This is a genomic window from Bacillus sp. ILBB4 (genome assembly GCF_035064545.1).
Lineage (GTDB): Bacteria > Bacillota > Bacilli > Bacillales > Bacillaceae_H > Priestia.
In genome coordinates this window covers 21,111-41,700 of record NZ_JAIQVD010000019.1, presented here as the reverse complement: position 1 = coordinate 41,700, position 20,590 = coordinate 21,111, and the positions used below count along the sequence as shown (strand labels likewise).

At 33.3% G+C, this 20,590-nt stretch carries 17 protein-coding genes and 1 pseudogene; 8 read left to right on the top strand and 10 right to left on the bottom strand.

Annotated elements, in window-relative coordinates; all coding sequences use genetic code 11:
• Positions 1-41: 41 nt before the first annotated feature.
• Together LAV82_RS30080 and LAV82_RS30075 are read right to left on the bottom strand one after the other, a co-directional pair.
• A pseudogene (locus LAV82_RS30080) lies at positions 42-904 on the bottom strand (shikimate dehydrogenase).
• Between the two features lie 328 nt (positions 905-1,232).
• Positions 1,233-2,123 (bottom strand): LysR family transcriptional regulator, encoded by an 891-nt coding sequence (locus tag LAV82_RS30075; protein ID WP_211080213.1) that lies wholly within the window; start codon positions 2,121-2,123, stop codon positions 1,233-1,235.
• Between the two features lie 888 nt (positions 2,124-3,011).
• Here LAV82_RS30075 and LAV82_RS30070 point away from each other — a divergent pair.
• A complete protein-coding gene (locus LAV82_RS30070; protein WP_211079492.1) occupies positions 3,012-3,209 on the top strand; it encodes an IDEAL domain-containing protein in 198 nt (65 codons plus the stop codon).
• 158 nt (positions 3,210-3,367) lie between these two features.
• Here LAV82_RS30070 and dsdA read toward each other — a convergent pair whose 3' ends face one another.
• Positions 3,368-4,711 (bottom strand): D-serine ammonia-lyase, encoded by a 1,344-nt coding sequence (gene dsdA, locus LAV82_RS30065; protein WP_211079491.1) that lies wholly within the window; start codon positions 4,709-4,711, stop codon positions 3,368-3,370.
• 154 nt (positions 4,712-4,865) lie between these two features.
• On the opposite strand from dsdA, the gene LAV82_RS30060 reads away from it, so the two are divergent.
• On the top strand, positions 4,866-5,411 hold the full coding sequence (locus LAV82_RS30060; protein WP_025751517.1) for a cupin domain-containing protein: 546 nt from the start codon (positions 4,866-4,868) through the stop codon (positions 5,409-5,411).
• 216 nt (positions 5,412-5,627) lie between these two features.
• Positions 5,628-6,164: a sugar O-acetyltransferase gene (locus LAV82_RS30055; protein WP_499717538.1), complete on the top strand. Its 537-nt coding sequence runs from the start codon at positions 5,628-5,630 to the stop codon at positions 6,162-6,164.
• Between the two features lie 194 nt (positions 6,165-6,358).
• Here LAV82_RS30055 and LAV82_RS30050 read toward each other — a convergent pair whose 3' ends face one another.
• A complete protein-coding gene (locus tag LAV82_RS30050) occupies positions 6,359-7,549 on the bottom strand; it encodes a styrene monooxygenase/indole monooxygenase family protein (RefSeq protein WP_307872059.1) in 1,191 nt (396 codons plus the stop codon).
• Between the two features lie 671 nt (positions 7,550-8,220).
• On the opposite strand from LAV82_RS30050, the gene LAV82_RS30045 reads away from it, so the two are divergent.
• The 3 genes from LAV82_RS30045 (at position 8,221) to LAV82_RS30035 (ending at position 9,865) form a co-directional block, all read left to right on the top strand.
• Positions 8,221-8,703 carry a DUF2975 domain-containing protein gene (locus tag LAV82_RS30045; RefSeq protein ID WP_499717537.1) on the top strand — a complete coding sequence of 161 codons (483 nt, stop codon included), beginning with the start codon at positions 8,221-8,223 and terminating at the stop codon, positions 8,701-8,703.
• 10 nt (positions 8,704-8,713) lie between these two features.
• Positions 8,714-8,929 (top strand): helix-turn-helix domain-containing protein, encoded by a 216-nt coding sequence (locus tag LAV82_RS30040; RefSeq protein WP_211079486.1) that lies wholly within the window; start codon positions 8,714-8,716, stop codon positions 8,927-8,929.
• A 144-nt stretch (positions 8,930-9,073) separates the two neighbouring features.
• Positions 9,074-9,865, top strand: a complete 792-nt coding sequence (locus LAV82_RS30035; RefSeq protein ID WP_211079485.1) for a DUF817 domain-containing protein — start codon at positions 9,074-9,076, stop codon at positions 9,863-9,865.
• Between the two features lie 137 nt (positions 9,866-10,002).
• Here LAV82_RS30035 and hbs read toward each other — a convergent pair whose 3' ends face one another.
• The 5 genes from hbs to LAV82_RS30010 form a co-directional block, all read right to left on the bottom strand.
• Positions 10,003-10,281, bottom strand: coding sequence for a non-specific DNA-binding protein Hbs (gene hbs, locus LAV82_RS30030; RefSeq protein ID WP_499717536.1), 279 nt, complete (start codon positions 10,279-10,281; stop codon positions 10,003-10,005).
• A gap of 412 nt (positions 10,282-10,693) precedes the next feature.
• Positions 10,694-11,599: a DMT family transporter gene (locus LAV82_RS30025; RefSeq protein ID WP_211079483.1), complete on the bottom strand. Its 906-nt coding sequence runs from the start codon at positions 11,597-11,599 to the stop codon at positions 10,694-10,696.
• 324 nt (positions 11,600-11,923) lie between these two features.
• Positions 11,924-13,048: an aminotransferase gene (locus tag LAV82_RS30020; protein ID WP_499717535.1), complete on the bottom strand. Its 1,125-nt coding sequence runs from the start codon at positions 13,046-13,048 to the stop codon at positions 11,924-11,926.
• Between the two features lie 21 nt (positions 13,049-13,069).
• Positions 13,070-14,125, bottom strand: a complete 1,056-nt coding sequence (locus LAV82_RS30015; protein ID WP_499717534.1) for an ornithine cyclodeaminase family protein — start codon at positions 14,123-14,125, stop codon at positions 13,070-13,072.
• Positions 14,126-14,330: 205 nt separating this feature from the next.
• The gene (locus LAV82_RS30010; protein WP_499717533.1) at positions 14,331-15,716 is read right to left on the bottom strand and encodes an MATE family efflux transporter; all 1,386 of its coding nucleotides are present in this window, start codon (positions 15,714-15,716) and stop codon (positions 14,331-14,333) included.
• Positions 15,717-15,985: 269 nt separating this feature from the next.
• Between LAV82_RS30010 and LAV82_RS30005 the strand changes: the two genes are divergently transcribed.
• Positions 15,986-16,864 (top strand): LysR family transcriptional regulator, encoded by an 879-nt coding sequence (locus tag LAV82_RS30005; protein WP_499717532.1) that lies wholly within the window; start codon positions 15,986-15,988, stop codon positions 16,862-16,864.
• 114 nt (positions 16,865-16,978) lie between these two features.
• Here LAV82_RS30005 and LAV82_RS30000 read toward each other — a convergent pair whose 3' ends face one another.
• Entirely contained in the window at positions 16,979-18,142 is a 1,164-nt protein-coding gene (locus tag LAV82_RS30000) for a M20 metallopeptidase family protein (RefSeq protein ID WP_499717531.1), read from the bottom strand.
• 281 nt (positions 18,143-18,423) lie between these two features.
• Between LAV82_RS30000 and LAV82_RS29995 the strand changes: the two genes are divergently transcribed.
• The gene (locus LAV82_RS29995) at positions 18,424-19,845 is read left to right on the top strand and encodes a YfcC family protein (protein ID WP_499717530.1); all 1,422 of its coding nucleotides are present in this window, start codon (positions 18,424-18,426) and stop codon (positions 19,843-19,845) included.
• Positions 19,846-20,590: the final 745 nt, after the last annotated feature.

Here is a 20,590-nt window from a genome sequence, read left to right as displayed (position 1 = left end):
TTTCTTTGGCTTTTCCAAGATAGTCACTTCCTTTCTGTTTTTTAAAACATTTGTTCCTTTACATAATCAACGGGCATTTCTTGACATGTCCAAAGTTCGAATGCTTTAGCTCCCTGCCATAGCATCATGCCCAATCCATTGATTGCTTTACAGCCAACAGATTCAGCTATTTCAAGCAATTTCGTTTTTCGGGGATTATACACAACGTCTGAAACGATTAACTCTGGACGAAGCTATGATGAGTCTGGGATTATACTCTGTCCTTCAAGATGATTCATCCCAACCCCGGTTGCATTTGTTAAAATATCACTGCTTCCAATAAATGATTTAAGAAGTTCTGTATCTTCGATATGATGAACCGTTGCCTTACAATTACCATCGATTTCATTGTTAATAATGTCCGCATTTTTTAAAGCCCGTAGATATGATTCATCCTCCCGGTTGAAAATGTGAATTTCAGATGCACCGTCAATAGCACATTGAATCGCTACAGCGGAGCCAGCACCTCCCGCGCCTATAAGTGTCATTTTCTTTCCTTGAATGTCTACACCACTTTCCTTTAATCCACGTACATACCCTATACCATCTGTGTTATAGCCAATTAATTTCCCATTTTCATTCACGACGGTGTTTACCGCACCAACAAATCTTGCAGCTGGTGTGACCTCATCTAAGTAAGGTAAGATTTTCATTTTGTTAGGCATAGACACGTTAAAACCACGCATGTTTAGTTTAGTGCACGGAATCCTGCCAATACATCTTCTATTTGTTGATTCGCCACTTCAAAAGCCATATAAACGTAGTTAAGACCTAGTTTACGAAATGACGTATTATGCATCACCGGTGATAAAGAGTGTCCAATCGGGGTTGCAATTAATCCTATTAATTGAGTTCTTCCATCAATTCGTCATTGATCTGCCATAAAAAACTCCCTTATATTATCCTTATTTTTAATACCTAAGTTAGATTAATCTAACTTCTTTATAACCAATACCTATGGAAACGATTACAATTTAATCATTTAAAAAACTTAATTAAATATGAACTTACTGCCTTTTGAAATCATTTTATTATACGTTGCAATCAATAATCCAATTGGTAATTATTATTCACTTATAGGTTTTGCCTATAATTTATCAAAACAAAGTGTATTTATTATTAATGAAACAAAGAGAGCTAATTATAACAGTTTATCTTTGTTATAATTAGCTCTCTTTTAATTACTATTTCAATCAAATTTGCTGATTATTATTTTCTATGATAAAGTCTCGAAACCGTTGAACAATTGGAGGCAAATATCTATTTTTTCTAATTGCCATGTAAATAGACTGCTGATAAATAGGCTCTTTAGTAGGAAGGATTTTTATATCAAAATAGTTCAATGTGGAAACAAGCGGAAGAATCCCAATACCTTGATTTGCTTCGACTAAACCTATCAATGCATTATCTTCGGCTACCTCACAGGAAATTTCAGGGACAATCCCTGCTCCTGCAAACAATTTATCTAAAATCGGTCGCAGACCACTGTTTTTATTAAAGCAGACAAGCTTGTAACCTGCAATATCTTTTAATTCAACAAATTCGCGTTCTGTCAGTGGATGATTCTTATCAGTGATTAACACAATCTCTTGTTTGGCAAGCGGTAGCAATTCAATATCTGGTTCGTTTTCAATGTTAGTGCAAAACGCAATATCATAATTTTCTTCCTTGAGACCTTTAATGACCATTTGTGTTGTCCCCTGATAACAGGAAAAAGCAATTTCCGCATTAGAGTTTTCGTTTACAAACTGCTGAATCAATGACGGTACAAAATTGGTTCCCAGTGAATAAATAAAGGCAAGGTCGATTACACCAGAGGTTGTACTTATCAATTTTTGAAGGTTTTTCTCCCCCTTTTCAATTTCAGTTAGTCCTTTCTCAACATACGGTAAAAACGATTGTCCAAATTTGGTTAACTTTACATTACGCCCTTTTCTTTCAAAAAGCTTAACACCCAACTCTTTTTCAAGTTCTGAAATAGCTTGGCTAAGACTGGGCTGTGTAATAAATAGCTGCGAAGCTGTCCTTGTAAAATGTTCCGTTTTAGCTAATAATCGAAAATATTGTAATTGTTTAAGATTCAAACGTGCCCATCCCTTTCAAAAGGATTAATCTCACAAAGATATGTTATTAATCACTTTTTATTTTTCCTTTCTTCTCTTTTTATTATTTTACTATGATGTTTCAAATACAATAAATTTTTACTAGATTCATCTAAAGTGGTTCTTTATTAACATAAAAATCAAATCTAAATATGTAATTAAGTAGATTTGATGCTATCTGTAAGAACAAAAAACACAAACCACTATATATGGTTTGTGTTTTTTGGGCAAAGGAATAGCAATAAAAGAAAGATTATCTAATAACATGGTAACGTTTTAACGCTTTAAAGTAAAGATTATTTTTGATTTATAATAATCTACATAGATTAAGTAAATGGTAAATTTTTTTATAAACATTATTAATTTAACTATTATTTTTACAAGTAAGTTTATCTATTTACTTCTTTGTATAAAATAAATTAACTTTATATTTTTAAATTAATAAACTTTATTAAAAACATATTAATACTAAATGATTATAAAATTTATGTTGGAATAAAGTGAATGGAACAATTAATTAAAAGGGAAGGGGAACATAAATTGATATAGGATTTAAAGTAGGAATTGTCATTTGTCCTCAATGATGTTTAATTAATAAAGCATCGTTCTTCAAAATTTAGTTTTTTTCTTTTCTCTAATAAATAAAGTAAATGATTAGTCACTATCATCTCTCTGTGATCAATTAGTTATTAATTATGTAGTAATATCTTTTTTTATCTAATTGAAGACATATGAAAAATATTCTAAAGAAAATAGAAGCTTAATTATGCATATTATTCTATATCTCACTTCATCTATCAACCTTGCATAAAAAAAGTGCAAAAGGGAATACTGTTTGCAAAAGAGAAAAGATAAAGGGGTTGACGCTTTATGGAAAATAATGTACTTAACGGAATGGATCGAGTTGATCCAAATTTACGTGATGAAATGTTGGCTGAATTGTTTTTAAATCAAGTTATGAATGACTTCAAAAGAAATAAAATTCTAGAGAAAGTTGATCATTCCTTAAAGAATAAAGATAAAGAAGCTTTTTTACGTTTAACAGAGAAACTTAAATCTGTATCTTAATAAAAACAATATAATATAGAAGAAACTCATGAAAAAGAAGCCTTGTTGTATAAAGAACTAAGGCTTCTTTTTACTTTACATTTCAATATATCTCTTTATAACGAATTAAAATCCTAGAAGTTCTGATGAATATGTTCTTTCTCTAATGATACACCCTCTTAACTACGAGAAGCTTTTATTCCTTTATCATAATAGTCTTTTTTTATGTTATCAGGAACCATACTTCCACCTGTGCCCCATACAATGTGCGTACCTTTATTTATTTTTTCAGTAAGGTTGTGATTGTTTAAATAATCCATTCCTTGCTGATGCAATTTAACAGGTCCTATCATTCCTGCAAGTGCTGAAGGTTCCAATTGAGCATTCTCAGTGTCAACAAGTTGTTTTAATAACTTGTATAAATGCTCATCACTAACCGTGTAACTTCCACTTAAAAAAGGTTCTATGACTTTGCCAACAAAACGAGAGGCTTTACCTACTGCTAGGCCATCTGCATCTGTTTTATTATCAATTCCAATCTCTTGTACAGAAATTTGATCGTGGAGGCCAGTCATTAAGCCTAGTACCATACAAGGAGAATGAGTAGGCTCTGCAAAGAAACAATGAACATGATCTTGGAACATTAATTTTAGACCAAAGGCCACTCCTCCAGGACCCCCACCTACACCACAGGGTAAGTAAACAAATAAAGGATGGTCCTCATCTACAGTGATATTTAATTCCATCAGTTGTTTACTCAGCCGAGAAGCCGCCACCGAATATCCCAAAAATAAATCGTGTGAATTTTCATCATCTACAAAATGGTATGTAGGGTCAGCAGCTGCTTGTTTTCTTCCTTCTTCTACAGCTTTACTGTAATCGGCCTCATACTCAATAACGTTAACATTTTTACTTCTAAGTAAATCTTTTTTCCACTGTTTTGCATCTGCAGACATATGAACAGTCACCTGAAAGCCCAATTTTGCACTCATAATACCTATACTAAGTCCTAAGTTCCCAGTGGATCCTACAACAATTGAATATTTAGAGAAAAATTGTCGAAAGATATGACTGTCTAATATTGCGTAATCGTCATCGAGGCTTAACAAACCATGCTCAAATGCTAATTTTTCTGCATATTTTAGAACCTCATAAATACCTCCTCTTGCTTTAATTGAACCTGATATCGGAAGGTGACTATCACATTTCAGAAGAAGTTGACCTTGTATTGTTTGCTTGTAATCCTGTTCTAGTTGTTTTTTCATATTTGGGATTCTTATTAAAGGGGATTCGATAATCCCATTTGATTCCTTAGTTTCAGGAAAAACAGAAGCAATATAGGGAGCAAAGCGCTTTAACCTTTCTTCTGCATCTCTTACATCCTCTAATGTTACTGGGCTCTTTGTAATTCCCGAATCAAACTCTTCAAGATTAGGGTTTATCCAAAATAATTCTTCTAAAGAAATAAGATGGTTTAGCAATGGATAATTCACTTTTAAAGTTTCTACATCATAATTTTCCATTTATATTGTCCTCCTAAGATGCTTGTTATACGTTTTTATATGAATTATAATTAAATAAATTAAATACAATTTAATTTTTACTTTAGCATATCATTTTCAATTTGTTAAGTTATATTTAATTAATTAAATAAAGTTTAATTAGGTGGTTAATTTAATGGAAAATATAGATATCGGAAAGAAAATTGCAAAATATAGAAAGGCTAAAAAGTTAAGCAGCAAGGAGTTAGCTAACCTTGCTGAAATTACTCCTTCTATGTTAAGTCAGATTGAACGAGGATTTGCAAATCCTTCTATTCAAACGCTTAAAATACTAGCTAAAAAACTTGATATACCAACGTTTATGTTTTTTTTGGAGGAAACGAATACCTCTAACTTAGTAGTGAGAAAAGATCAGAGAAAGAAAATGATTGTTGATAACTTATCTTATGAATTGCTATCTCCAGATTTTAAAGGCAACCTTGCAACCGTTATTATGAACGTTTCTCCCAATACGACTTCTTCTGAAAAGCTTTTAGCTCATGAAGGGGAGGAAATTGCTTTAATTTTGGAGGGAAAGATTAAATTATATTTAAACGAAGAAGAATATGTCTTAGATAAAGGAGACAGTGTAAAAATACCAACCAACTTAAGGCACAAATGGGAGAACACTTTTGACCAGAATGCGGTTGTATTATTTTCAGTTACCCCTCCTATTTTTTAATAATTAGTACGTGTAGGAAGAAAGAAACTGAATACAGGATAATATGTAAATATGTAAATATATAGAAATTTATTAGTAACTGCACTTTAAATAGTAGCATCTTTAATTACAGAGAATCTGAGGAAGAGAGAGTCTCTTTCTTATGCTTCTAGATAATAGGCGTGTTATTTTGTATGCCATAATAAATAATGAAGACAAAGTGAGGTACCTTCTTTTATGAAAGATAAATTGAAAATTCATTATAAAAGGGGAACAGAGGAACTAAAAAGAGATAATATTCGTGCCCATAGATTAACTCAAGAATTTAATAATACAGATGTTGAAGAATTTGAAAGAAAAGAAGAGATTATTAGGACACTTTTTGGAAGTGTCGGAGATCACCCTAGCCTCGAACATAATTTCCATTGTGATTTAGGTTATAACATTCATGTTGGTGACAATATCTATGCGGGATATAATTGTACAATTTTAGACATGACTGAAGTGATTATTGGAGACAATTGCATGATTGGTCCAAATGTTGGTATTTATACAGCTAGTCATTCTATAGAACCTAAAGATAGAAATAAAAGTGGCTATGCAATACCTATCAAGATCGGTAATGATGTATGGATTGGTGGAAGTTGCACCATTTTACCAGGTGTTACAATTGGTGATAATTCAATTATTGCTGCTGGTTCAGTGGTAATAAAGGATGTTCCAAGTAATGTTATTATGGCAGGAAATCCAGCTAAAAAGTTAAAAGATATTTAATCTTTTTTAAAATCCATGATATCAAAAAAGAACTACTAATTTTAATGGGTTCTTTTTTATTTTTACTAGTAGATAAGCAAGCTTGCTGAAGTAGCTACATAGTAGTCAAAAGGTAGCTACTTCGATCAATAATCAGTATCTATTCCGTTAGTTTTAACATGGTATGCCCCCGTTCATCGAGGCCATTGACTTTTTTAATGTATCGTTGTTGTTGAAGTAAACGCTTCATACGCTTTTGTCGGATTGGCAAACCATTCAGCAATTTCATTTGCTGTTACTTGGTCCTGTGCACCCCGAAGTAACAATTGAACAACATGCTCAGGTAATGGTTTCGTCATGGCATTTGTCCATTCAGTTACCTCTTTTACATACTGTTTCGTTCGATTCCAATAAGACTCTCCTGTTTCTACATCCCACTTAGAATCTTTGTATTCGATAAGGGTTTCATACAATTGTTCAGCACAGTAAGAAGAGAGATTACAACCTTGGCCCGTAATAGGATCGTTTAGAAATACACTATCACCACAGCCGACTACCAGCTTATTTTTAAACATGAGATATGGCTTTCGGACAACAGGTGTTAACGCAGTTTGAAGAAAGCTATTTTTATCACGTAAAGCGAAATTTTTTCCATCAATTCGGTTATAAATTTCATGGAAAAACTGTTGAACTGTGTTTCTCATTTTAAGCGTAAACTCTTCTGCACTTTTTATTCCTTTAAATACGTCTAAATCACTATTTGGTATTGCCATAATGAACAGTATAGTAGCAGGTCCATGCTCTGTTACTGCAGGTATTTCAAACATTTCACCTAACTCTGGAAGAACCGTTACGCTCACTCCCAGAGGAGTGTTTGCTTTTATACCTGTAAAATAACCAACGATACATTTTCGCTGAGGAATTTTAAAAGGAGAAAGATCCTCTTCAATCGAAAACGGCAAAAGAGGTCCATTTTTCCCTGTACAATCAATAACTAGATCAAATTCATCTATTATTACTTCCACATTCTCTTTATCTACCTTTTCGAAACGGAAAAAAACTCCTTGTTCTACAAGATCTTTAATAGAACGCGAGTAATATAAACGTTGATCAACAGATAATGCAGGTTTTTGCAAATTTCCTACAAATAGTTTCTGATTTCCAATTGTAATATGAATACTCTCAATAAGGGATTGTTCTCCCCATGCTGGCATATTAAAGCGTGTTTCACGAGTCCGGGTTGGACCAAAATGTACCTGGGTGGACATGATTCTACCTCTTCTAATCTGAGCTGGTGATTGACGTTCGATGACCGTAATATCAAAATCATTCCTTAAAGAATAAGCTAAGTTCAGTCCGGCTACCCCACTACCAATAATACAGATTCTCTTTTTCAACAATCTCACTCCTTCATTAAAAAATTAGGCATTTAACAATAGGTTTACATGAATGCCCTAGTTACATAATATGTACTAGGCCTATGAAGTTTTTTTAACATATTCCTCTAAATATAACTAGCATTTATTTTATTGGAAGCCAACTTTTATGTAAATAATCCCTTAGGGATAGGGATTATAGACTATAAAGTGAATTTGGGTTAATGGTTCTAGTGCAAAAAATATTTTATAGAAATAAATTGTACGTATAATAGAACTAGTCTAATTACCAATATAAAAAAGAGCACATATTCTATGACCATCTAATCCTCCCTCCTGGAGTATCGTTTCTCTTTTATTTTTTGAGTGAACTAGCAAGTTTGCTGAAGCAGCTACATGTATCTAAGAAATAATCACTACATTTATTAATCAGTATTTATTTCGTTATTGTTACTATATTCCATACATCGTCGATCCTCATCTATTATGTTTTTTTGGCGTAACTTTATCAATTATCGGTGCAGGTTAGTTGATGAGATTATAAAATGAATATTTACATTTATAGAGCATTTCTTTGTCATGAGAAATGCTTTTTATATTCCTTATCAATAATAATATAATAAAAAACAACAATAATTTATTGTTAAACAATAAATTTTATGTTAAATTCGAACAGACAATAAATAAGTGAGGTGCTTTTTATGAAACAAGGAACAACACTTTTTTTAAAGATAGCTGTTATTCTTATTGGAATTCCGGTTCTTGCTTTGTGCATCTTCTTGGTGCCTAAGATTGGGAATTTTTCTGAAGAATTATATCCAGATATTGCTTATATAAAATCTCTCGTTTTAATCGATATGTACACGGCAGCAATACCTTTTTACTGTGCTCTGTATCAAGCTTTTAAACTTTTAAGCTATATTGATAAGAACCAAGCGTTTTCTGAATTATCCGTAAAGGCTTTAAAGAATATAAAATATTGTTCCATCACGATTAGTGCCTTGTACCTGCTAGGTATGCCACTCTACTACCTCATGGCGAAAAAAGTTGACCCTCCAAGTTTCATACCAATTGGATTGATCATTATTTTCGCCTCTATGGTGATCGCCGTCTTTGCTGCTGTCCTTCAAAAATTGCTGAAAGAAGCGATTGATATAAAATCAGAAAATGACTTAACAGTCTGAGGTGATTAACATGGCAATTATCATTAATATTGATGTGATGCTGGCTAAAAGGAAAATGAGTGTTACAGAACTTTCGGAGAGGATTGGAATAACAATGTCCAATCTTTCTATATTGAAAAATGGAAAGGCAAAGGCAATTCGGTTTTCAACTTTAGAAGCAATTTGCAAAGCTTTAGAATGCCAACCCGGGGATATTTTAGAATATCGGAGTGATGAAGAAACCTAAAATTAATAAAGTAGAACTATTTAATATGGAAAGGAAAATAACATTATTCGTTGGTGAACCTATGTACATAGCTCTAAAATTATTTAGTTACTATACCAAGCAGCCCTTACATATATCTAGAAAGAACCTTTGGAGGCACAAGTTATGAGAGCACTAAAACAACTGGTTCGTTTTGGTTGGGAGCAGGCCCTATCATGTTTGTTTCCTGTCGTTATTTTTGCCTCTTTGGCTTTTACGCAAGCCATGCCACTTCCCTTCCTATCAAGGTATGACTGGCTACTCCTTATCTGCCTTCTGATGCAGTGGTGGATGGTGCGTTCTGGACTTGAAACACGGGATGAACTAAAAGTTATCACAGTATTCCACCTTATTGGACTTGCCCTTGAACTTTTCAAGGTACATATGGGCTCTTGGTCTTATCCAGATAATGGATATTTTGAAATTTCCGGAGTGCCTTTGTATAGTGGATTTATGTATGCGAGTGTGGCGAGTTATCTTTGCCAGGCATGGAGAAGGTTTAAGGTTGAGCTGGTTAAGTGGCCACCGTTTTTGATAGTTGTACCTCTTGCAGCTGCGATTTATTTAAATTTTTTCATCCACCACTATTGGATTGACGTTCGGTGGTGGTTATCTGGACTCGTAGTTATCGTCTTTTGGCAATCGTGGGTCACATACGAAGTTAATGGAACTCGCTACCGTATGCCACTTGCACTTTCTTTTTTGCTCATCGGATTTTTTATATGGCTAGCCGAAAATATCGCAACGTTCTTTGGAGCTTGGGAATATCCATACCAAGCCGATGCATGGAGTCTCGTTCATCTAGGAAAGGTAAGTTCATGGCTTTTATTAGTAATTGTTAGCTTTCTTATAGTAGCGACGTTAAAACAGGTTAAGGGGAAAAATCCCACTAGGTTAGAGAATAGTCAATCTTCATAACTGCTAAGTGCCTTCTTACAAAAAAATAGAAACCTCGTTTAAGTAATATTTAGATGTAGGTATTGAGAAGTTTTTTACCATGAAAAATAGCCCCTTTAGAAGTCTATCTCTAGAAGGGGCTTGATTATAAGTCATATTTATTTAACGGCATCTTTTAATTCTTTTCCTGGTTTAAAAGCAGGAAAAGAATTAAAAGATGCCGGAATTGTCATTTGTTCACCTGTTTGAGGGTTACGACCTGTACGCTCTGCGCGTTCACGTATTTCAAATGTACCAAATCCAACTAATTGAATTTTTTCTTCTTTGGCAAGCGTATTAGAAATCGTTTCAAATAACGTATCTACAGCCTTTTTTGAATCCTGTTTCGTTAGTTCAGATTTTGTTGCAACCGCATCTACTAATTCAGCTTTATTCATATTCAAACACCTCATCTTCTTATTTTTAGATAATATGTAGAGATGCTAACATATCATAGCTTCTACACACTTGTCACTTAATAAGGTTGGGTAAAAGGAAGATGAATTTCGGTTTTTCCCTAGATATTTATACTGAAATTTGCTCTGTGATGAAATAAACTCTTTTAAAGCTGGATTATGAGTCATTCACTGTAAAATCGAGTACTATATTAGTTTAAAAGTAGATATGTATATTTTGAATTTGGCCCAAGCTAATAAGTACCTTCCAATTATCTGAGTTTATCTATAACTGATCACTTGATACAAATTTCAGCAGATTAGATCTCCACAAAAAATTTTCGTATCTTATGTAGTAATTGTCCCAGCATTATCATGGCTTAGTTTAAATTTGAGGATAAAGTTATCTATTTAATTATCCTTTAAAATTACTAAGGGCCTTTGTCAATAATGGTTGTAATTTGATTTCCATTATGACTAAAGAAAACATAACAAGGATTCCACCTAAAAGTAATTTGAATGTAAATGTTTCAAAGCCAAAAGCGATCGAGAAGACGCTTCCAAATAGCGCCTCAAGCATTAGGATTAATGCAGCAGAGGTTGCAGAAGTGTGCTTTTGAGCTAAAACTTGAATAGTTTGAGCAGCAAATGAACACATTATTCCCATATATAACAAAGGAACAATTGCTACAGACCAATCAATATAAACAAATTGCTCCCTCTCAATTAGTAGACAAAATATTAATCCACCAATTGCTTGTACCATTGCCATCATAAAGGATATGATACTTACATCCACAGCCTTGACTCCGTAACTTAAATACACAATACAACCGGCACAAAATAATGCACAAACAAGAGAGTAAATGTCACCTACATTTATCGTTAATTCCTTGTTTATTACCCCTGTAAGTATAGCCATGCCCAGTAAACAAAAAGCAATAGAAATCCAACTTTTTATCTCTATTTTCTTTCGATAAATCCCCCAGGCTATAATTGGAACTATAACTACATATGCTGCTGTAATAAAGGCACTATTTGAAGGAGTGGTGTACTTAACACCTACAGTCTGTGTAATATAACCTCCAAAATTAAGTAATCCTACAATTAATCCTGCTTTAAATTCTTTTAAATTCATTTTGCATATCTTCTTATAAAAAAGAAGAAATATAAAAAAAGCAAAGATTAGTCCTCGAAAAAAGTTAATAAACCCTGCAGATACATTGGCATCCAAAGCAACTTTTGTTGCTACAAAGCCAGATCCCCAAAGCACGGATACTACCAGCAATAAAGTATTTGCAATCAATTTTGTCATTTTCATATAATATAGTTCCCTTCTCCCTAGTAAAAACTGTCTTAGAGATAAAGCGAGTTTTTACCTTTATTAAACTAAACTGGTTATGTACTACTCTTAAGGCTTTCAAAAACCAGTAAGTAAGACAAAATGCTTTACGTAGAAAAATCAACAACTTTATGTACTAAGCTTTTTTCTTAAGAATCCATCTCTTTGTTCATCCTTAACTTTTAGTTAATAAAAGAATAAGTATAGCAAAAACACACCTACCTAGCATGCGTAAATTAAAGATCACCCTATCAAATAATAAGGTGATCTTTAGATGCAAATTAAAAGCTACTTCATTATATATTATTTAAATGTTTGTAGGTATTCAGATACTTTTTCAAGACCTTTTTGTAATGTTTCCGTTTTGCATGCATATCCAATTCGAACATGGCTTTCAATATCAAAACAAGATCCAGGTGTTAAAAAGGCACCGTTTGCTTTAAAAAGACCTATGCAAAACTCTTCCGAAGAGACAGGCAAATCATATTTAAGCATCGCAGTCGTTCCTGCACGTGGTTTAACATATGAAATTAACGGCTCCTTCTCTACCCACGCATCTAAAATAGATAAGTTCTCCTTAATTAATTTACGATTGCGATCTAAGATCTTGTCATAATTCTTTAATGCTTGAACAGCTAAAATATCGTCTAACATGCCGCAACTAATTGTTGTGTAGTCACGATGATGAAAACAATCGGTGATGACTTCCTTTGGAGCTGCAATCCACCCCAGACGCAGACCAGCTAATGAAAGTACTTTAGACATACTAGAGGTGCTGATTCCTTTTTCATAAAGATCTACAATGGATGGTACATTCAAGCCATCTTCTTGTAGTAGTCGACGATATACTTCGTCACAAAGAATATATGCGTCGCAAGAACGCGCAACTTCTATAATCTCTTCGAGCATTTCTTGTTCGATAATAGCACCAGAAGGATTATTCGGATTATTAAAGATAATCAGTTTTGTCTTTTCATTGACTAACAATTTTAACTCATTTAAATCAGGTAAATAGTTATTTTCTTCTCTTAAAGGTAATAAATCTACATTAGCACCAAATGAAGCAGGTACTTCGTATAACTGTTGATATGTTGGATGAACAGCAACCACATGATCGCCTGGTTGAATTAATGAATAGAGCACTAAAAAGTTTGCACCAATTCCTCCATTAGTAACTAATACATTTTCAGCATCAATGGAATCATATAATCCTGCCACTAATCTTCTGAAATCTGGAGATCCTTCAATGTGTCCATATGTTAATTGGTTTTTCCCTAATTCAATTAGAAATTTTTCTGGATCTGTACCGTCAAGTGAAATGAGTTCATTAACTGTCATTGACTCTACACATGTCTCTGCAATATTGTATACAGCTTCCATTTCATATAAGTTCATCCACTGTTCTACTGCAAATGTTTTAATATTCATAATAAAATCTCCTTTTTAATTTTAAAGTGTTGTTAAAAGCCCTACCTCTTTTTCAGCAGCTTTCTCTAGTAAGTAGTTTGCTGTTATTAAATCTTGTAAGGAAATTCCCGTACTATCAAAAATCGTTATATCTTCATTAGATACTCGTCCATTTTCTTTATTTAAAATAACGCTTCCTATTTCAGCTTTAATTTGATCTTCAGTAATGATGCCTTTTTTATAAGGAATTTCTGTCTCCCCTACACTAATGGCTTGATCTACATCGTCAACAAAGACTCGTGTATCTGCAAATAAGTTCTCATCAATTTCTTGTTTTCCTTCCATATCTGCTCCTACACAAGAAATATGTGTTCCTGGTTTTACCCACTCTTTCTTTATCATTGGTGCTCGAGATGGAGTAGCTGTGATAATGATGTCAGCTTGCTCTGTAGCTTGTTGAATATCTTTTGTCGCTTCAAACGTAATATCGATTCGATTCAGCATCTGGTTATAAAACTCTTGATCTACGGATTTGTATGGAGCAATTAGAGATAACAATTTATCTTTAATTGATGCACAAAAATCATTTGCATGTTCAAAGGAAAGAGCATTATAAACCGTTACTTTTTTAATATTTTCCATATTCATTAATGTAGCGATAATTTGGTAAGGTCCTAAATGTCCTGATCCAACCAATAAAAGATGTTCAGAATCTTTTCTTGCTAAATATTTTGCGCCAATGCTTCCCGCAGCTCCGGTACGCATCATCGTGATGTATTCTCCACTCATAATTCCAAGTGGTGCCCCCGTTCGGCTATCAAGTACTAAAACAGTTCCTACAACTGCAGGTAAACTTTTAGAAGGATTATCTCCAAACCAAGAAACTAATTTCAATCCAAAAATATTAGCTCCTGTTAATTCACCGGATTTAATATCCATATCTGCTTTTCCTGGCTCAAATTCATGAAACACCATTGGAAATAAAGAAGCATCTTCTTCCGCCTTTAGTTTATATGCTTTTTCTACGAGACCTATTGTTGTTCTCATATCTAATAGGCCTTGAATTTGTTCTTGATTTAAAATTCTAAATGGGAACAATTCGATTCCTCCTTTAACCTTTTATTTGTTTAAAACATTGTCTATTGAGCTCTTTTTAAATTTATCACAGCTTAAAAGATGGGAAAAATTAAGATATTCTATGGTATCCATAAGAAAAATTTAGTCATGTATTTTTAAAAAGAAGCTTAATAAAAAGGCTCGCGAACATTGATAAAATATTCGCGAGCCCTTTTAAGATTAAAAATTATCGTTGCTCTTTCAAATATAAATTTTTCCCCTTAATAGTATCGAAATGCAATCGTTGTAAATAAAATAAGCGCCACAATAGAAAAATAGCTGCACAAGCTAAGCCAGAGATTAATCCGATCCAATAACCAGAAGCTCCTGTAGATGTATAATTAGCTAATATATATCCTAATGGTAGACCAATACCCCAATAAGCTAACAACGTACTTATAAAGGAAATATTAACGTCTTTATATCCCCTTAAAGCCCCTTGAACAGGGGTCGCAATAGCATCAGACAACTGAAATAAAGCTGCAAAGAGTAGAAAACCTTCAGCCACTTTTTTGATATTCATGTCAGATGTATAAATGCTGACGATAGAGTGATTCCAAATGACTATAACTGTAATATAAAGAACCGCAAAGATAAGGGCAGCTCCTATCCCTATAAAGCTATACGTGCGTGCTTCTTTAAAGCGCTTTGCTCCAGTTTCAAATCCCACCGAAATAGTTAAAGCTAATGCAATACTGTAAGGAGTCATATAAAGTAAAGCTTGAAAATTATTTGCGATCTGATGAGCAGCAATTGTATTCGTATCAAATTGACTCATTAGAATAGTGACTGCTGAGAAAACACTTGATTCGAAAAAAATAGAAAAACCAATAGGTATACCTATTTTTAAGATCTGTTTCCATGTTCTAAAATGGAATGGCAAGAACTTTTTAAACACTTTATATACCGCAAATCGAGGAATTTTAGAAATAACCAAAATAGAAATAGCTAACATACACCAATAAGTTAAAGATGATGAAATAGCTGCACCATACCCTCCTAACTTTGGGAACCCTAGATTACCAAACATAAGGCAATAATTTAAAAATAAATTAATGGGGATAGAGCACAGGGTAATCATCATTGTTATCTTCGTCTGCCCTAAAGCATCCATAAAACATCTTAAAACCGTATAAATAAACAAGGGAATAACGCCTATGGAAATCATCACCAAAAATTTATAAGCCACATCATATACTTCTGCTTCTAGATTCATTGAACCTAAAATGAAAGGTATACTAATGGATCCTAATCCAATAATAATGAGTCCTAGTGTAATTGCTAAGTAAACTGATTGTACGATAAAAGGAGCTACATTACTGCGCTTTCGTGCTCCTACATATTGTGAGACAGTAGGTGTCACTGCCAATAGAATTCCTGCTAAACCTGTACTAATCGCGGTCCATATACTTGCTCCAATCGCAACTCCTGCTAAATCTTGTGAACTTACATGACCTGCCATTGTTGTATTAAAGAATTGCATAGCAAAAAGAGAGGTTTGAGTCACAAAGATGGGAATGAATAGTCCAAAAAACTGTTTTAATTTTTGACTAACCGTTTTTGTCTGCGGCATCTAAACACCCTCCTTTCACCCATAACCATAAGAATCCAATTAGTTCAATATAGTTAAAGATTGTTATATCAAAAATAAAATTCTAATCCCTTTGCTTTCATGTATATCTTTTGCTAATATAAATACCAGTTAACTTACGCCCTTATCAAATTTATCATAGGTTAAAATAACAAGAAAATTGAATAATTTAATGGTAACTATAAAAATTTTTTAGGCATACATTATATCTTTCAATGGACTTGTTATTTTCCTATGCGAAAGGAACAAGCATGGAACTTAGAAACTTAAAAACCTTTCAAGTTGTTGCTGAGCATTTAAATATGACGAAAGCAGCTAAGATTTTAGGGTATACACAACCAACTATCACGTTACAAATTAAAGTCCTAGAAGGAGAATTGGGGCATTCACTATTTACCCGTATTGGTAAAAAAACGTTTTTAACGCCAGCAGGTAAAAGACTGCAAATCCATACGGATAAGTTGTTTCGTGTCGTTGATGAACTAGAACGAGACCTAGAAGAGTTAAATGGTCCATCTGGAACTTTATCTATTGCTGCATCAGAATATTACTGTAGTCACTATTTATCAATTTTAGTAAATGCTTATATAAAGCTGCACCCTCAAGTCAAATTAAAGTTACTTCCAGCAAACAGTTTAGAGGTTATAAAAAAATTACTTAATAACGAAGCTGATATAGGAATCATTGCTTGTGAGTGTAATAATCTAGATATTGAGCAATATGTTCTTGGAAAAGAGAAAGCAGTACTTGTAGTATCAGCAGAAATCTTTAAACAACATACTAAAGAAGAGATTTTAAGGGATTATCCTTTTCTCTCTTACCATGGAAGTTGTAGTTTTGATACTGTCATTCAACAATGTTTTTCTGAGATGAACTATAGCCCAACAACAACAATAGAATTTGGTGGTAGTGATGAAACAATTAGACGTGCTGTGCTTAATCAAACAGGTGTTGCTTTGTTAGGAGAGAATGTCATAAAAGAAGAGCTAGTCAATGGTACCCTCGTTCCATTACATTATTGTACTCAAGAAATTGAGACTTCTTTAATTTATTTAAAGAATCGAGGAGAGGGTCCTACTATTCACTCTTTTAGTGACTTATTAAAAGATACGTGGCAAGCTACAATATAATTTAAGTTGAAATCGAATCTGTTAGCTAATAACTCTTTAATGATGTAATTTAAGGAATTATTAGCTAACAATTAAATACCAGTTTAAGCATAGAAAGATAAATAAGAAAGCTATTTAAATTACATGATTTTTATAATTAAGTGTAATTTTAATTAATACATTGATCGCTGTTTCTAATGCATCTTCATCTATATCGAACTTAGGATGGTGATGTGGGTAACTGCTTTTTTCTCCTCCAACTCCTACAAAAATAAAGGCTCCTTTTCTTTCAGCTAAATAATAAGAAAAGTCTTCAGAGGCCATGGTTGGTTTTAAGGAAACAAAAGTTTCGGATCCATATAATTTTTTAACTATATCTCCTACAAAGAGACTTAGCTTCTCATCATTTATTAAAGGAGGTACTCCTCCAAGTATATCTAAATAACCCTTAGCACCAAAGCTATTGCAAATCCCTTCAACGATATTCTCCATTTCTTTACATATCTTGTACCTTATATCATGAGATAAAGTTCGTATCGCTCCGTACATAGAAACATGAGCTGGAATGATATTATATGAATCACCAGCTTCAATTTTACCAATTGAGATAACTGCTGGCTCTAAAGTGTCAATCCGTCTACTAATGATAGATTGTATAGCGTTAACAATTAAGCTAGATATGTATACAGAGTCTATAGTTTCATGCGGCAGACCACCGTGTCCACCCTTACCTTCAATACGAATATGAAAGTCATCTACTGACGCCATCATTGGACCCGAGCATATACCCACTTTTCCTTTTTGAAGAGGTTGCCACAGATGAACTCCAAAAATAGCATTCACATCTTCTAATACTCCTTGCTTGATCAAAAATTCTGCCCCACTTGGCGAAATTTCTTCAGATGATTGAAAGATAAACACAATATTTTCCTCTACCTTATCTCTATTTTCTGATAACCATTTTGCAACTGCCAACAAAATAGCCATATGTCCATCGTGTCCACAGGCGTGAGAAATCCCATATTTCTTTGAGATATATTTCTTTTCACCTTCTTCTACAATAGGCAATGCATCCATATCAGCTCTGAGCGCAATGGTTGTTGAACCTTTAGTTCCATTTAAATAACCCACTACATTGGGAGCTTGAAAATCTAATAAGTCAATTTCCATTTCTCTTAACTGCTTTTTTATATATTCACATGTTTCAAACTCTTGACCAGATAATTCTGGATACTGATGTAAATGTCTCCTATGTTTAATAGCCCAATCTGACAATTTATTTAATGTGACGGTACCCATCTCCATTCCCCCTAACCAACTTTTGAGTGCTAATGAAAATATAAAAGTGTTATTTATTGTTAAATAGTATACTAATCATCCATTTACAACTAATTGAAAATTTTTATCATTAGTATTAATAATTTCTATGGTTTTTCCTTTTCCGAGCAAAACTATTAATTTTTCATATCGTAATCATAAAATTTTTTAATTAGTAAAGATGACTGAATAATCTTACTATTTAATTAAATAAAAAAAGACTTGAGAGTAATGTGATAAATAATATATGGGGGGAATATCGCTTGGTTCAATTACAAGAAGGTAAAAAAGAAACAAAATTGGAGGTACGTAAAAATAAGACAATTAACGTATTTGTTTTACTACTATGTGTTCTTTTGATAGCTACTTTACTAACGCATATCGTTCCATCAGGAGAATTTAACAGAGTTGAACAAAATGGTCGTGAAATTGTAGATGCTCATTCCTTTAAACTAGTGGATCAATCACCTGTTCAGTTTTTAGACTTCTTCAAAGCAATTCATACCGGGATGGTTGAAGCTGCTGATATTATTTTTTTTATTTTTATTATCGGAGGTACATTTGGAGTACTGACAGCTACTGGCACAATTGAAACTTTAATGATGGTCATGTCAAGAAAGCTTGCTAATAAAGAAAAACTGTTAATCCCTATTATGATGCTGTTTTTTGCACTGGGAGGATCACTTATGGGAATGGCCGAAGAAACACTTGCCTATATTCCTATCCTCATTCCTCTTGCTGTTTCTTTAGGATTCGATGTACTTACTGGCACAGCTATTGTTTTGATAGGGGCTTCAATTGGTTTTACAACAGCAATTATGAACCCCTTTACGGTAGGAATTGCTCAAGGCATTGCTGGTCTACCACTTTTCTCTGGTATAACTTACCGTATTTTATTATTTATTATCCTGTATATTGTCGGAGTTAGTTTTGTATATAGACATGCGATGAGAGTGAAAAATAATCCTCTGGTTGGTTACTTTGGGGATTATAAGGATAGTAACGTCCAAAATGTCTCCAACTCTAAGATTGCTTTGAACAGAAAACATAAGTGGATTCTATGTTGCTTTTTCTTAAATTTTATTTTTTTAGCATTTGGGGTAATTAAGTTTCACTGGTATATTAATGAAATTACTGCTCTCTTTATTTTATTAGCGATTGTTATGGGTATTATAGGAAGGCTTTCCGCAGATGAAATTGTTCAATCTTTCCTGAAAGGCTCTGCTGGTCTCATTGCCGGTGCACTAGTAATTGGGTTATCAAGAGCCACTTTAGTTGTATTAGAACAAGGGCACACGATTGATACAGTATTACATTACACTTCTGGTCTCCTTCAACATGTTCCCTCTGTATTTAGTGCTGGAGGCATGTTTGTTCTGCAGTCTCTTATTCATTTTATTGTTCCTTCTGGAAGTGGACAAGCTGCTTTAACCATTCCTATTATGGCTCCTTTGGCGGATTTAGTTGGTGTGACTCGACAGACGGCTGTTCTTTCTTTTTCAATGGCTGATGGAATTGGAAACATCATTTTTCCTACTTCAGGGTACTTTATGGCTGCTATTTCTTTGGCTGGCATCCCATGGATACGTTGGATAAAATGGATCTGGCCTTTAATTTTAATACAATATGGAATTGGAATTGTGGCTATAATTATCGCTCATCTGATTAAATATGGCCCCTTTTAGTAATTAACCGATACTTTTTATACAAGATATAATAATATAGAGTGCAAATAAGGTTAGCGAGCGTATCATGCAGAAACTTCTTGGTCTCCAACGGATTTATGCTCTTCTATTAGTTATACTTTTACCGGCGAGATATTCGTACCTATTACAAGATGTTAAATTAATTACTATCATTAACAAAAAGAAAGCTACCCCATCGTTGCAGGACGGATAGCTTTTAAGGGAATTCATAAACTTAATTTATAAAAAGTCTGAATAATTTTATAACAAATTTATAAATAAGGCAACATAGTACAACCTTAAGCATATATAAAAGCTGCATAAAACAGAAACAAGGACCTCATCAGAATCCTTTCCCCAATAGGAGTTCTCTTTTTGTACGTGTACCGGAAAGAGACATTATGTTAACTAACTTTGTATACGATATACAGGCTAAAAAACAGAAAACCCAACCTTTAAGGACTTAAAGGTTGGGTTTTCTCACGACTTTATCCAATGACACCTTATGGAATCTTGAGTAGTTTGCCCAAATTTCAAATATAAATCCTTTGTTTCATATATTAAATTTAAGAAGGGGGAGGGATTTGAAATTTTTTATTATGAAGTAATTTGTATAAGTTGCAGAAAAAAATTCAAAGTATATGAAGGCACATTGAAATATAAGCTAGTTAAAGAGAATATGAAAGGGAAATACACTTGTGAAGATTGTGGACATAGGATACGTCTAGAAGCTATAAAAAACTTT

Excerpts from the sequence above, each read along its gene's own strand:
- LAV82_RS30070 (WP_211079492.1), top strand. The coding sequence starts at position 3,012 with ATGGAAAATAATGTACTTAACGGAATGGATCGAGTTGATCCAAATTTA.
- dsdA (WP_211079491.1), bottom strand. The coding sequence starts at position 4,711 with ATGGAAAATTATGATGTAGAAACTTTAAAAGTGAATTATCCATTGCTA.
- LAV82_RS30060 (WP_025751517.1), top strand. The coding sequence starts at position 4,866 with ATGGAAAATATAGATATCGGAAAGAAAATTGCAAAATATAGAAAGGCT.
- LAV82_RS30055 (WP_499717538.1), top strand. The coding sequence starts at position 5,628 with ATGAAAGATAAATTGAAAATTCATTATAAAAGGGGAACAGAGGAACTA.
- LAV82_RS30045 (WP_499717537.1), top strand. The coding sequence starts at position 8,221 with ATGAAACAAGGAACAACACTTTTTTTAAAGATAGCTGTTATTCTTATT.
- LAV82_RS30040 (WP_211079486.1), top strand. The coding sequence starts at position 8,714 with ATGGCAATTATCATTAATATTGATGTGATGCTGGCTAAAAGGAAAATG.
- LAV82_RS30035 (WP_211079485.1), top strand. The coding sequence starts at position 9,074 with ATGAGAGCACTAAAACAACTGGTTCGTTTTGGTTGGGAGCAGGCCCTA.
- hbs (WP_499717536.1), bottom strand. The coding sequence starts at position 10,281 with ATGAATAAAGCTGAATTAGTAGATGCGGTTGCAACAAAATCTGAACTA.
- LAV82_RS30025 (WP_211079483.1), bottom strand. The coding sequence starts at position 11,599 with ATGAAAATGACAAAATTGATTGCAAATACTTTATTGCTGGTAGTATCC.
- LAV82_RS30020 (WP_499717535.1), bottom strand. The coding sequence starts at position 13,048 with ATGAATATTAAAACATTTGCAGTAGAACAGTGGATGAACTTATATGAA.
- LAV82_RS30010 (WP_499717533.1), bottom strand. The coding sequence starts at position 15,716 with ATGCCGCAGACAAAAACGGTTAGTCAAAAATTAAAACAGTTTTTTGGA.
- LAV82_RS30005 (WP_499717532.1), top strand. The coding sequence starts at position 15,986 with ATGGAACTTAGAAACTTAAAAACCTTTCAAGTTGTTGCTGAGCATTTA.
- LAV82_RS30000 (WP_499717531.1), bottom strand. The coding sequence starts at position 18,142 with ATGGGTACCGTCACATTAAATAAATTGTCAGATTGGGCTATTAAACAT.